The sequence below is a fragment of the Streptomyces sp. NPDC050625 genome (genome assembly GCF_040654755.1).
Classification (GTDB): Bacteria; Actinomycetota; Actinomycetes; order Streptomycetales; family Streptomycetaceae; genus Streptomyces.
The window spans coordinates 1-12381 of the sequence record NZ_JBFAIQ010000010.1 but is presented as its reverse complement, the minus strand read 5'-3'; the positions used below and the strand labels follow the sequence as shown (position 1 = coordinate 12381).

At 73.0% G+C, this 12381-nt stretch carries 10 protein-coding genes and 1 pseudogene; 4 read left to right on the top strand and 7 right to left on the bottom strand.

Annotation, left to right across the window (positions count from 1 at the left end):
* Window positions 1-39: 39 nt before the first annotated feature.
* Both AB0I54_RS23070 and AB0I54_RS23065 read right to left on the bottom strand, forming a co-directional pair.
* Window positions 40-933: a M48 family metalloprotease gene (locus AB0I54_RS23070; RefSeq protein WP_363297984.1), complete on the bottom strand. Its 894-nt coding sequence runs from the start codon at window positions 931-933 to the stop codon at window positions 40-42.
* Entirely contained in the window at window positions 930-1313 is a 384-nt protein-coding gene (locus AB0I54_RS23065; RefSeq protein ID WP_363297983.1) for a BlaI/MecI/CopY family transcriptional regulator, read from the bottom strand. The genes AB0I54_RS23070 and AB0I54_RS23065 overlap by 4 nt, the downstream gene beginning before the upstream one ends.
* Window positions 1314-1527: 214 nt before the next feature.
* Here AB0I54_RS23065 and AB0I54_RS23060 point away from each other — a divergent pair, with 214 nt between their 5' ends.
* Both AB0I54_RS23060 and AB0I54_RS23055 read left to right on the top strand, forming a co-directional pair.
* Complete coding sequence (locus tag AB0I54_RS23060) at window positions 1528-3015, top strand: hypothetical protein (RefSeq protein WP_363297982.1); 1488 nt, start codon at window positions 1528-1530, stop codon at window positions 3013-3015.
* A complete protein-coding gene (locus AB0I54_RS23055; protein ID WP_363297981.1) occupies window positions 3012-3959 on the top strand; it encodes a lysylphosphatidylglycerol synthase domain-containing protein in 948 nt (315 codons plus the stop codon). The genes AB0I54_RS23060 and AB0I54_RS23055 overlap by 4 nt, the downstream gene beginning before the upstream one ends.
* A 3-nt stretch (window positions 3960-3962) precedes the next feature.
* Here AB0I54_RS23055 and AB0I54_RS23050 read toward each other — a convergent pair whose 3' ends face one another.
* The 3 genes from AB0I54_RS23050 to AB0I54_RS23040 all read right to left on the bottom strand — a co-directional run bounded on the left by AB0I54_RS23050 (window position 3963) and on the right by AB0I54_RS23040 (window position 6925).
* Window positions 3963-5177, bottom strand: a complete 1215-nt coding sequence (locus AB0I54_RS23050; protein ID WP_363297980.1) for a protein kinase — start codon at window positions 5175-5177, stop codon at window positions 3963-3965.
* A 272-nt stretch (window positions 5178-5449) separates the two neighbouring features.
* On the bottom strand, window positions 5450-6190 hold the full coding sequence (locus AB0I54_RS23045; protein ID WP_363297979.1) for a phosphatase PAP2 family protein: 741 nt from the start codon (window positions 6188-6190) through the stop codon (window positions 5450-5452).
* A gap of 72 nt (window positions 6191-6262) precedes the next feature.
* On the bottom strand, window positions 6263-6925 hold the full coding sequence (locus tag AB0I54_RS23040) for a DedA family protein (RefSeq protein WP_363297978.1): 663 nt from the start codon (window positions 6923-6925) through the stop codon (window positions 6263-6265).
* A 251-nt stretch (window positions 6926-7176) separates the two neighbouring features.
* On the opposite strand from AB0I54_RS23040, the gene efeU reads away from it, so the two are divergent.
* A complete protein-coding gene (efeU, locus tag AB0I54_RS23035; RefSeq protein WP_363297977.1) occupies window positions 7177-9486 on the top strand; it encodes an iron uptake transporter permease EfeU in 2310 nt (769 codons plus the stop codon).
* Between the two features lie 65 nt (window positions 9487-9551).
* Entirely contained in the window at window positions 9552-10823 is a 1272-nt protein-coding gene (gene efeB, locus AB0I54_RS23030) for an iron uptake transporter deferrochelatase/peroxidase subunit (RefSeq protein ID WP_363298200.1), read from the top strand.
* Between the two features lie 224 nt (window positions 10824-11047).
* On the opposite strand, the gene AB0I54_RS23025 is transcribed toward efeB, so the two are convergent.
* The gene (locus AB0I54_RS23025; RefSeq protein WP_363297976.1) at window positions 11048-12007 is read right to left on the bottom strand and encodes a hypothetical protein; all 960 of its coding nucleotides are present in this window, start codon (window positions 12005-12007) and stop codon (window positions 11048-11050) included.
* Window positions 12008-12018: 11 nt separating this feature from the next.
* Window positions 12019-12381, bottom strand: a pseudogene (locus AB0I54_RS23020) (APC family permease); the annotation flags it as partial.

Below are 12381 nucleotides of genomic sequence, written 5' to 3'. Positions count from 1 at the left end.
GGGATCGCCGCGACAGCCGCTCCGCTCCGGTGCACGAGGTCAGGTCAGTACGCTTGCCAGCAGGCCGTACAGGTCGCCCGTCGCGTCGGCGGCCAGGAGGGCCGGGAGGGCGCCCAGGGCGAGCACGGCCGCGGCGGCCGACAGCATGCGGGGCGGTGGGGCCGTCTGGAGGGCCGCGATACGGCGGGTGACGGCGCGGTCGGTGAAGTTCAGCGTGCACGTGGGCCAGACCCGGCCCGCGGTGAGGGCGGCGCGGGCCAGGGCGCGGGCGGTGGCCGCGCGGTCCCCGACGGCGTCCGCCGCCCGCTCGTCCGCCCCGCGTTCCACGAGGAAGGCCACGGCGTCACGGACCGGTGTGAGCAGGGGGTTCGCCGCGGCGGCGAGCGTGGCCGCGGTCACCAGCAGGCCGTGCCGGTCCGTCAGATGGGCACGTTCGTGGGCGAGCAGGACCCGGCGCTCCGCGGGTTCGAGCGCGCACAGCATGGCGGAGGTGACCAGGATCCGGCCCGGACGACCGGGGATCGCGAAGGCCTGCGGCACGGCAGACGCGGCGACGATCAACTCGGTGTCCGCCGGCTGCCCTTCGCACAGCCGTCGCAGTGCCCGGCGCGTGGAGCGCTCCGTCCGCAGGGCCCGGTGCACGCGCCAGGCGACGACGGCCAGGGCCAGACACGCGGCGACCCCGATCACCTCGGGCACCGGATCGGCGATACGGTGCCCGTCCTCGCGGGCCTCCCGGACGACCGGCGGCGCGTCCCCGAGCAGCGCGGTGGCGAGCAGGACCAGGGACCAGGTGGTGGCCGCCGCGGTCAGGACGGCCGCGGAGACCAGGACGCGGGCGGCGAGCGCGGGGGCGACCCGTCTGCCGATCACCGGGCTGACGGCGGGGAGCAGCAGCGCCAGCAGCAGCGGGGTGTAGACGTCGAACCTCATGCGGCGCCTCCGCCGAGCAGTTCGCGCAGTGCCCGTTCCTCCTCGGTGCTCAGTCCGGACACGAACTGCTGCAGCGCGGCGATCGGGTCGGGGCCGCGGTCCAGGGCCTCGTGCATCGCCTCGGCGGTCAGCTCGGCCGCGTTCTTCGCGGGCCGGTACGCGCCGCGCCGCCCGTCCGCGTCACGCAGGACGAGCCCCTTGTCGTACAGCCGCTTGAGGATGGTGTGCACCGTGTTGTAGGCGAGCCCGCCGTCGAGGTCCGCCTGGATCTCGGCCGGCGTCAGCGGCCGCTCGGTGGCCCACAGCGTGGCCAGGACCTCGCTCTCCAACTCCCCGGCGCTGCGCCTCTCCACCCTGCCCCGGGACCCTGTGCCAGCCATGTCCCAACCTTACAGCGCGTAGGGCCGTCATTCGTATGGCCGTACCCCTGCTGCACATTCCTCCGATGCGGGCTAGTTTGACCATGATTCTCGCGAATCCCGTATTTCTCATTTCTCTGTTTTCTCTGTTATCTCTGTGATTTCCACCCTTGGCCACTACAGGCTGTAGGGTGTGATGGGGCTCCTACGAGCTGTAGGGGCAGAGGGGTGGACGATGGCCGGCAGCACGAACGCCATGCTCGACGGGGCGCGACGCGGCCGAGCCGGGGACATGCCCGACGGCGGCCGAGGCGCCCGCGCCACACGCCCCCTCGCCGCCGTGGCGGCCGCCTTCACGCTCGCCCAGCTCCTCATCGTGCACCCCGGGATGGGCCTCGGCTGGGACGAGACGGTGTACGTCAGCCAGTTCAGCTCACAGGCCCCGGCGGCCTACTTCAGCGCACCCCGCGCCCGTGGCATCTCGCTGCTCGTGGCGCCGATCTCCGCCTGGTCGTCGTCCACCGCACTGCTGCGGATCTACCTCGCTCTGCTGTCCGGCCTCGCCCTGTTCCTGGCGCTGGGCGCATGGCGAGGACTCTTCCCGGTCCGCGTACTGGCCCTGGCCGGCGGCCTGTTCGCCTCGCTCTGGGTGACGCTCTTCTACGGCCCACAGGCCATGCCCAACTACTGGGTCGCCGTCGGCGCACTCGCCGCTGCCGCCTGCTTACTGCGCGCCCGCGCCGACCGCAGCGACCGCGCCGCCCTGTGGGGCCTGGCCGCGAGCGGGGCGCTGATGGCGTGGATGCGGCCCACCGACGCGGTCTGGGCGACCCTGCCCCTGGTCGCCCTCGCGCTGTACCGCCGGCTGTGGCGGCCGCTCGCCTTCCTGCTGGCCGGGCTCGCGTCCGGGGCCGCGGAGTGGGTGATCGAGGCGTACGTCGATTACGGCGGCCTCGCGCAGCGGCTCTCGGACGGCTCCGCGATCCAGGGCGGCCTCGGCTGGCACGTCGCCGTCGCCGACCAACTGCGCAGCCTGGGCGGGCGGGCCCTGTGCCGCCCGTGCACGGGAGCCATGCCCGCCCCGGTGATCACCGTCTGGTGGCTCGTCCTGCCCCTGTTCGCCGTGTTGGGCCTGGTCGTCGCCGTCCGGGCGCGCCGCACCGTCGCCACCCTCGTGCCGCTGGCCTGCGGCGCCACCGCCGCGTTCCCGTACCTGTTCATGATCGGATACGCGGCACCCCGCTTCCTGCTGCCCGCCTACGCCCTGCTCGCCCTCCCCGTCGCCGCTGCGCTCGTCCACCTGATGACCGCGCCCGGCGGAGCCTGGCGGCCGGTGGCCGTGACCCTGGTCGCGCTCGGTCTCGCCGGTCATCTGGCGGTGCAGTACGCCGTCCTGGAGCACACCGTCGGCAGGAACACCCAGGCCCGTCGCGGCTGGGCCCGCACCGCCGCCGAACTGCACCACCTGGGCGTCAGCCCGCCCTGCCTCGTCACCGGGCACGACGCGATCCCCATCGCCTTCTACGCCGGCTGCTCCTCCGCCGCGACCGCGGGCCACAACGCCAACAGCACGGCGGCGGTCATCGCCGGGACCGCACGCCGTATGCCCGTCGCCACGCTCGTCGCCACGGACAAGCGCCCGCCCGCCTACGCCCGCGACTGGCAGTTCGTGCCCGTGGGCGCGCTCCGCCTCTACTACGCCGGTCCGGCAGCCGGCTCATGACCTCCTCGACGAGCATCGCGCCCGCCCTCGGCCGCCGACGGGCCTACTGGCAGGCCGCCGCCTGTCTCGCCGTCCTGATGTGCGCGGCCTACTTGGCGCTGCGGCACTGGCCCGCGCTCCACACCGGGGCCCTGCGGCTGGCCGTCGCCGACCAGGGATGGCTGCTGGTGGGCGCCACGGCCGCGGCCGCGACCTGGGTGTCCTCGGCACTCGCCCAGCAGGGCGCGGTCACCCGGCCACTGCCCGGCGGACGCCTGGTCGCCGCCCAGTTCGCCGCCTCGGCCGCCAACCACGTCCTGCCCGCCGGTCTCGGAGCGGGCGCGGTCAACGTGCGGTTCCTGATGCGCTGCGGACTTCCGGCGGGCCGCGCGGCCAGCGCCCTCGCGGTCAAGGCGACGGCCGGAGCGGTGGCCCGCGGCGCCCTGATCGCGGCGCTCGCCCCGGCCTGCCCCGGCCTGCTGCGCATCCCGGACATCCCCCTGGCCGCGCTCGTCGCCGTACCCGCCGCGGCCGCCCTCGTGGTCCTCCTGCTCAACAGCCCCCTGTGGCCCCGGTGCCAGTGCGCCCTGGCGGCCGTACTCGCCGACATCCGCGCCGTGCACGCCGATCCGCGGCGCGCGGCCGCGCTGTGGGGCGGCTCGCTCGGCTTCGCCGCCCTGCACTCCCTGGTGCTGATCGCGGTCACCCGGGCCGTCGCCCTCCCGCTGCCCCCGGTCCGGGTGGCGCTGCTGTACCTCGCCGCCAGCAGTGCCGCCGCCCTGCTGCCCACCCCGGGCGGCCTCGGCTCCCTCGACGCGGCGCTCGCCCTCGCGCTCACCTCCTCCGGAGCCCCCGGTGCCACGGCGGCGTCCGTGGTGCTCGGCTACCGCCTCCTGACCGTCTGGCTGCCCCTGGTGCCGGGCCTGCTGGTGCTCGCCCTGCTGATCCGACGCAAGTCGCTGTAGCCCTCAGCCGTCGGAGTTCCTGTCCTTTCCGTGCTTGCCCCTGCCGTGCCCGCCGTTGCCCTGGTCGCCCTTGTGATCCCCTCCTTGCGGCTCCGTGGGGGACGGGGCGGCCGAAGTCGCCTCGGGGCTCGGGGTCTCGTCGACAGGTGCGGACTCGACGGTCACCGGGGTGGGCGAAGTCGGCGACGACGGGCCGTTGTCGCCCGAGCCGAGCGAGGCGCCGAGGGCGACGGCCGCGCCGAACACGGCGATGGCCGCACCGCCCAGAACGGCCCGCGAGGACAGTGTCCGTGAGCCGCGCCGCCGGGAGTGCGGGGCGTCGGCGACGGCGGTCTGCGGGGGCACGGACGACGGGACGATCGGAACGGGCATGGCAGCGGTGTCGGCCGGTTCCACGGCGGATGGCTTCCACTCCTGCGTGGCAAGCCAGTTGGCCGCCTGCCCTGCGGTCGGCCGGTGGGCCGGGTCCTTGGCGAGCAGGTGCAGCAGATACTCGGAGAGCAGCGGGGGTATCTCCGGGCGCAGTCGGGCCGGCGCCGGGGGCTGGACGTCGACGTGCTGCTGCACCACGGCCAGCGAGGTCGAGCCGCGGAACGGGGGCCGGCCGGTGAGCAGTTCGTACAGCACGCAGCCGAGCGAGTAGACGTCGGAGGCGGGCTGCGCCGGGCGTCCCAGGGCGCGCTCGGGGGCCAGATAGTCGGCGGTGCCGAGGACCTTGCCGGTGGCGGTGAGCGTGTTGCCGGCGTCGCCGGTGAAGCGGGCGATCCCGAAGTCGGTGATCTTCGCGGCGCGACCGGAGGTCAGCATGACGTTGGCGGGCTTGATGTCCCGGTGGATCACTCCCTCGCGGTGCGCCGCGGACAGGCCCGCGGCCACCTGCGCCGCGACGGCGGCCGCCTCCTGCGGGTCCAGGGCGCCGCGCAGCGAGCGCTCCTGGGCCAGGCTCCAGCCGTCGACGAGCTCCATGACCAGGTACAGCTGACCGTCGTGGGCGCCGAAGTCGTACACGCCCACCACATTGGGGTGGTTGAGGCGGCCCGCGATCTGCGCCTCCATCCGGAACCGCTCGGTGTCCGTCGCCTCTTCCGCCCGCAGGAGCTTGACCGCGACGGGGCGTCCGAGGACCTGGTCGGCAGACCGCCACACCTCGCCCATCGCGCCGCGTCCCAGTAGCTCTTCCAGCTCGTAGCGGTCCGCCAGCAGCACGTGTGCACCCACCCGACTCACGACAACACCTGAACGCCGCAGACCCGAATTATCACGATTGAAGATCATTTGGGCGCGGCGTGCCCAGGTTACCCGGGCCGTCAAGCCGCCCGTGTCCGGGCCCGAAGTTCGCGCCGGGCAGGCAGACGACGGGGGAACGCCTGCCTGCCCGGCGCGTGGTCACTCGTCCATTCGGGGGGAGCGAGCACCACGGCCCCCTCAGGCCATTCCGTACAGCGCAGCGGCACGCCCCGGTGTCACACCGCGGGCCGCGCCGCGGAACGTCACACAGGGCGTGATCGTCCTGGATGCCCCGGATCCCGGGGCGTGTGCTCCTCCGGCGGCCCATCGGCCGTGTCCCGGTGGGAGGCCAGGTCCTCGATGAGCCCCGCGGGGAGCCACCAGGCCGCCGCACACACGCAGACCCCGAGCCAGCCCACGGCGAACAGCCAGCCGCCCAGTACGTCGGTGAACCAGTGCACGCCGAGAAAGACCCGGGTCAGCCCGACCAGTACGCCCCAGCAGCCCACGGCGAGGCACATCGGTGTCCGGCCGCGCGGGGCGCGCATCCATATGGCGAGGATCACCAACCCGGCCGTGACGGCCGACGTGGTGGCATGTCCGGAGGGGAACGCCCAGCCCGAGGCGTGCGTCTGCCAGTCGGCCATCGGCGGGCGGGCCCTGGCGACCAGTTCCATCACGCCGTAGCGCACGGCCTGGGCGGCACCGAGGCAGGCGGCCCCCAGCAGCGCCGCGACCAGCCGCCGGCGCGGCGTGCGGCCCACGAACAGGCCGGCCAGCACCACCAGCGCGTACGGGATGATCCCCGTCCCCGTGGCCGTCACCCCACGGGCCGACGCCACCGCGACGTCCGGCCGATGGGCGAGCGACCAGGACAGCAGATCCCCGTCCAGGAACAGCGGAGCCCCGTGGCCGCCGACCACGACCATGGTCAGCACCACGAACGCCGTCCAGGCACCGAGCCCGACGCTGCCCGCGAGTTCCGCGACGCCCTTGCGGTTCATGACGGCAGCCCCCTGCGGTTCATGACACCGCCGGCTTCGACCCGGCGTCCGCCGATCCCGGGAACGCAAGAATCATCCGCGAGCCTCCTTGGCGGCCTTGCGGGAGCGCAGCACCTCGGTGACGAGCGGGAGCAGCGAGACCAGCACGATCAGCGCGATCACCGGCAGCAGGTACTTGTCGATGCCGGTGATCGAGGAGCCGAGCGCATACCCGGCGAGGGTCAGCCCGATGCTCCACACGAGCCCGCCGGTCACCTGCCACACGGTGAAGGTCCGGGCGGGCACGCCGAGCGCTCCGGCCATCGGGTTCAGCACCGTCCGCACCACCGGCACGAAGCGGGCCAGCACGATCGCCTTCGCGTGGCCGTAGCGCTCCAGCAGTTCCTCGGCGCGTTGCGCGCCCTCGTGCAGCCGGGCCGAGCGGCTGCGCGTGAGCAGGGCTCCGCCCGCCTTGCGGCCCAGCAGATACCCGCACTGCGAGCCGGCCAGTGCGCCCACCGCCGCCGCGACCAGCAGTGGCGCCAGCGACAGCTTCAGGCCCCGGTCGGCCGTGCCGGCACACAGCAGACCCGCCGTGAACAGCAGCGAGTCGCCGGGCAGGAAGAAACCGATCAGCAGCCCCGTCTCGGCGAACATCACCACGCCGACGCCCAGCACGCCGAAGGCGGCCAGCAGTGAGTGGGCGTCCAGCACATTGACGGCGAGCTGCGACGACAGGTGTGGGGGAGTGGTCATCGTCGCCGGCCCTCCGCTTTCGTCTCGTTCGGCAACAGGTCGGTCCTGACTACATTTTTGTAGACGGTCTACGCAACTGTAGACGACCGCCCGAGGGGGATCGTTCCCCTATTGGTTCCCCATGGATTCCCCGTCGGCTCCCGGGCTTTGCCCGCACATTGCCGCTTCATGACCGAGTGGCTACATGCGTGTAGTCATGATGGTCGGCGGAGGTAAGGCATGCCTTCACTAAGTCGGGAGGGTTGCAGGGCATGTGGGACGACGCGTTTCCGAGTTTCCTCATCGGGCTGAGGGAGGGACTCGAAGCCGGACTCATCGTTTCCATCCTGGTGGCCACCCTGGTGCGGGCCGGTGCCGGAAAACGGCTGCCGCAGGTGTGGACGGGCGTGCTGGCCGCCGTCGCCCTGGCGATGAGCTTCGGCGCCGTCCTCACGTTCACCGCGGCCTCCCTGTCCGCCACCGCCCAGGAGGCGTTCGGCGGGACCCTCAGCGTGATCGCCGTCGCGTTCGTCACCACCATGGTGTTCTGGATGCGCCGTTCGGCCCGCAGCCTCTCGGGGGACATCAGGGAGAAGGTGACCGGCGCGCTGGCCATGGGCTCGGGCGTGCTGATCCTCACGTCGTTCCTCGCGGTCGGCCGCGAAGGCCTGGAGACCGCCCTGTTCCTGTGGACCACGGCCCGTGCGGCCGGTGAGTCCGCGGGCCCGCTGACCGGCGCCGCAATCGGGCTCGTCCTCGCGGCGGGTCTGTGCTGGGGCCTGTACCGGCGGGTCCTGAAGATCAACCTCTCGAAGTTCTTCACCGCGACCGGCGCCGTCCTCATCGTCATCGCGGCCGGCGTCCTCGGCTACGGTCTGCGCGACCTCCAGGAGGGCGGGGTACTGCCCGGGAAGGCCTCGTACGCCGTCGACCTGGGCGGCAGTGTGGATGCCGGCTCCTGGTACAGCACCCTGGTGCAGGGCGTGTTCAACCTGACTCCGACCATGACCTGGCTCCAGGTGGTCGGGTACGTCGGCTATCTCGCCGTGGTGATGACCCTGTTCGTGCGCGGGGCGACCGCGCTGACGCCCAGGCCGGCCGCCGCACCGGCTGCCGCAGGGACCGGCACGGCCACGCCCGCCGCCGACGCCGCCGAACGTGCCGCCGCGGCAGCCGAGCGCGCCGCCCACGCGGCGGAACGCGCCGCCGCCGCGGCCGAACGGGCAGCCGCCCGGGCCGAGGGCGCCACACCGGCGACCGAGTCCGCAGACACCGCGTCCGAGTCGGATCCCGCGTCCGAGTCGGCTCCCGCGTCCGAAGAGCCCGCACCCTCCGCCGCCGAATCCCACCCCGACGCCGAGGTGCCTGCATCCCCCGACGCCGAGGAGCCCGCCCCGGAGCCGAGGGCCATCCCCAAGGCCCGCCGCCGTCCCGCCTGGGTCGTTCCCGTTGCAGTCGTCGCCGTGCCCGCAGTGGTGGCCGGCATGGTCGTCGCCCTCGCCCGGCCCAAGCCGGCCGGCGCCCAGACCGTCGCCGTGTCCGAGAGCGAGTGCGGCAGGGGATTCACCGCGCCCGAGCCCGGACGGCAGACCTTCCAGATGCACAACACCGGCGGCAAGACCGCCGAGGTGTACCTGATCGACCCGGCCACCGACGCGGTGTACGGCGAGATCGAGGGCCTGGCCCCCGGCACCACCCGGGACCTGGTCGCCACCGTCGCGGGCGGCACATACGCCTGGCGCTGCGTTCCCACCGGCGGAAGGGCCGTCACCTCCAAGGCCGTCACCGTCAGCGGCACAGGAGCCGCCGAGGCGGTCGTACCGGTGTCGGAGAACGACCTGGCGGCGCCCCTGAAGGCGTACAAGGCGTACGTCGAACAGGGCCTGGCCACGCTCGTCACCCAGACCGGCAAGCTGAACGACGACATCAAGGGCGACCACCTCGACCAGGCCCGTACCGACTGGCTGGCCGCGCACCGCACCTACGCCTCCCTCGGCGCCGCCTACGGCACCTTCGAGGACTTCGACCAGCAGATCAACGGCAGGCCCGACGGACTGCCGGGCGGCGTGGGGGACCAGGGCTTCACCGGCTTCCACCGCATCGAGTACGGGCTGTGGCACGGACAGTCCGCGGACGAGCTCAAGGCGCCCGCGCAGCGGCTCCTCGACGCGGTGAACGGACTCCAGAAGGCCTTCCCCACCCAGGAGTTCGCCCCGGGCGACCTGCCCCTGCGCGCCCACGAGATCCTGGAGAACACGCTCCAGTTCGAACTCACCGGGGACACCGACCAGGGCAGCGGCACCGGACTCGCCACCGCCGACGCCAACCTCGCCGGCACCCGCGAACTGCTCACCGTGCTCCGGCCGTTGCTGACCCCCCGTGCCCCGAAGCTGCTCCCCACGGTCGACGCGGACATCGCCCGGCTCCAGCAGCTCCTGGACGCGGCGCACCACGGCGACCGGTGGACCCCCGTCGGTCAACTCGACGCCGCCGCCCGGGAGCGCGTCAACGGCGCCACCGGCCGGCTCCTCGAAGACCTCGCCCCGGTGCCGGACCTCCTGGAGATCAGGAAGTCGGCCTGATGGACATCGAGCACGGCACCACCCCCAGCACCACCCCCGGCACGTACGAAGAAGGGAACCCTCCGATGTCCTCTGCCGAGATCCCGGCCCACCCGGTCGGCACCGGCCGCCGCTCCTTCGTGCGGAGCGCGCTCGGCGCCGGGGCCGCGGGCGCGGTCCTGGCCGGCGGAGGATTCGCACTCGGGCAGACGGGCGGTACGGCCGAAGCGCAGACCGCCGACGCCACCCGCACCACGAAGGTGCCCTTCCACGGCGCGCACCAGGCAGGAATCGTCACCCCGGCGCCCGCCGCGGCCACGTTCGTCTCGCTCGACGTCATCGCCGACAGCCGCGCCGAACTCACCGACCTGCTGCGGACGATCACCGAGCGGGCCCGGTTCCTCACCGCCGGCGGCACCCCCTCGGACCTGGGTGTCGGCGCCCCTCCCTCCGACAGCGGCATCCTCGGCCCCGAGGTCCCCTCCGACGCGCTGACGGTCACCGTCGGCGTCGGCGCCTCCCTCTTCGACGACCGCTACGGCCTGGCCAAGGCGCGGCCCGCCCGGCTGACACCGATGCGCACCTTCCCGAACGACAGGCTGAATGCGGCCGAGTGCCATGGCGACCTGTCGTTGCAGCTGTGCGCCAACAGCCAGGACACCGTGCTGCACGCGCTGCGCGACATCGCCCGGCACACCCGGGGCGGCATGCAGATCAAGTGGCGCATCGACGGCTTCCAGAACGCCCCGCGCCCGACCGGGGCCCAGCGCAATCTGCTCGGCTTCAAGGACGGCATAGCCAACCCGGACGTCACCTCGGCGCGCGAGACCGACCGTCTGATCTGGGTGGGCGACGGGCAGGGCGAGCCGGCCTGGGCGACCGGCGGCAGCTACCAGGTGATCCGGATCATCCGGATGCTGGTCGAGTTCTGGGACCGGGTCTCCCTGACCGAGCAGGAGAAGATGTTCGGCCGCCGCAAGGACACCGGCGCCCCGCTGGACGGCGCGAAGGAGACCGACATCCCCCAGTACGCCAAGGACCCGCACGGCACGGTGATCCCCCTCGACGCGCACATCCGCCGGGCCAACCCGCGCACCGCGAAGACGGACGGTTCACGCATCCTGCGCCGCGGCTACAACTACGACCGGGGCGTCGACAGCGTCGGCAACCTCGACATGGGACTGGCCTTCTGCTGCTACCAGCAGGACGTCAGGCGGCAGTTCGAAGCCACCCAGACCAGGCTGATCGACGAACCCCTCGTCGACTACATCTCCCCGACGGGCGGCGGCTACTTCTTCGCGCTGCCCGGCGTCAGGGATGCCAAGGACTGGCTGGGCAGGGGCCTGATGGCGGCCTGACTTCTCCGGTCCCGGGCGCTTTTGCGGTCCGTGGCGAAGACCTGTCCGCACATTTACCGGCCATTACTGCAGATTGGTTGCAGGTGCTGAAACATGGCGCAAGGCTGTGGACGGCAGCCGCCCCTGATTCCGCTCCGCCCTCCCCGCACAGGCCGAGGCGAAGCGCCCGGTCTGGCACCGCGTCCGCAGCTCGATGACGCGGCAGGAGTGGATCAGGGTCGGCATCACCCGCGCAGCCGCAGGTCACCCCGCCACTTCACCAGTTGCTTCTCCGGATCCCCGGTGAACGACCACGGAGTACGCGTCACCCGGCGGCCCTGCATACGCAGCAGCGCGGCCGCGATGTCGTTCGCTCCCGCCAGACAGGCCGCATGGGTCAGGTAGTTCAGGTCGCGCAGCTCGCCCGGGGCGACGAGGGTGTCCCCGCGGCCCGTGATCCAGCGCTGCCAGGTGCGGCGTACGTCGCTGACGGCGCCGTCGTGGCTCCAGTGCTGGCCCATCGCCACCGCGGAGTGCTGCCCCTGCGCGCCGTCGAGGACGTACCGGAACTCCTCGACCCGGGCGTACTGCACCAGCACCGGCAGCGCGCAGCCGGCCGGCGCGACCCCGGCCGCGTCGCGGGCGAAGTCGTACATGAGGCCATGGGTGCCGTGCCAGCGTGCCGAGTAGTAGTGCAGCACCTGGAGGTGGCCCTCCACGCTGTACGGGTCGCGTCGGTGCAACTCGTCCCACCAGCGCGCCAGTTCCTGTCGGCGCACTCCTGCCGGATACAGGCGTGCCACCGAGATCAGCGAGATCCAGGGCGTGGGGTCCTCCGGCCACGCCTCGGTGGCCTGCAGACAGGCCAGGACGGCGGTGTCGATACGGTCCCGGTCGATCTGCACCCCCCGGCCCGCGGAGATGGCCAGTGTGAAGGCCCTGGCCGTCTCCGTGGCCGCCCGCAGCACCAGCGCGTCGGCGCTGCGGGGCTCGGCGGCCAGCCAGGACTCCACCGTCGAACTCCCCGCGCAGGCCTGGGCGAGCTGCCGGATCCGGTGCCCCCGGGAGAGCCAGTCGGCGCCGGTGGCCCGCAGCAGTTCGCGCAGGCCCTGCCAGCGGCCGATCACGATGTCGTGGCGTGCCGAGCTGAGGGGCGAGTCCCCGCAGTCGGGATCGAAGTCGGGCGTGAAGCGGTCTCGCGCCATCGGGTTCTCCCTCAGAAGTCGGTGGGGAGACCCTCGTAGGCGCCGGCCCGCGCGGCCGTGCGGTCGTCGGGGACGTAGTCGGCCTCGACCGTGCGCGTCGCGTCGAGCCTGGCGGGCCGGTAGTAGTCGCTGCCCTGCTTCCAGTACCAGAGCATCGGGATCAGTCCGACGGCCAGACCACCGAGGCCGATCGCGATCGCCGCGCCGCTCAGCTCGCCCAGGGACTCGACGAAGATCCAGAACATGAACAGGGCGCCGAACAGCGGCCACAGCCCGCCGAGGAAGAAGTTGCCCACGGACTTCAGCAGCATCTTGCGGTAGGCGACGACCACCGCGAGACCCGCGAGACCGTAGTAGACGGCGATCTGCAGACC

Bases quoted from the DNA above. Each gene is read 5' to 3' on its own strand.
- AB0I54_RS23070 (WP_363297984.1), bottom strand. From the start codon at position 933: ATGAGGTTCGACGTCTACACCCCGCTGCTGCTGGCGCTGCTGCTCCCC.
- AB0I54_RS23065 (WP_363297983.1), bottom strand. From the start codon at position 1,313: ATGGCTGGCACAGGGTCCCGGGGCAGGGTGGAGAGGCGCAGCGCCGGG.
- AB0I54_RS23060 (WP_363297982.1), top strand. From the start codon at position 1,528: ATGGCCGGCAGCACGAACGCCATGCTCGACGGGGCGCGACGCGGCCGA.
- AB0I54_RS23055 (WP_363297981.1), top strand. From the start codon at position 3,012: ATGACCTCCTCGACGAGCATCGCGCCCGCCCTCGGCCGCCGACGGGCC.
- AB0I54_RS23045 (WP_363297979.1), bottom strand. From the start codon at position 6,190: ATGAACCGCAAGGGCGTCGCGGAACTCGCGGGCAGCGTCGGGCTCGGT.
- AB0I54_RS23040 (WP_363297978.1), bottom strand. From the start codon at position 6,925: ATGACCACTCCCCCACACCTGTCGTCGCAGCTCGCCGTCAATGTGCTG.
- efeU (WP_363297977.1), top strand. From the start codon at position 7,177: ATGTGGGACGACGCGTTTCCGAGTTTCCTCATCGGGCTGAGGGAGGGA.
- efeB (WP_363298200.1), top strand. From the start codon at position 9,552: ATGTCCTCTGCCGAGATCCCGGCCCACCCGGTCGGCACCGGCCGCCGC.
- AB0I54_RS23025 (WP_363297976.1), bottom strand. From the start codon at position 12,007: ATGGCGCGAGACCGCTTCACGCCCGACTTCGATCCCGACTGCGGGGAC.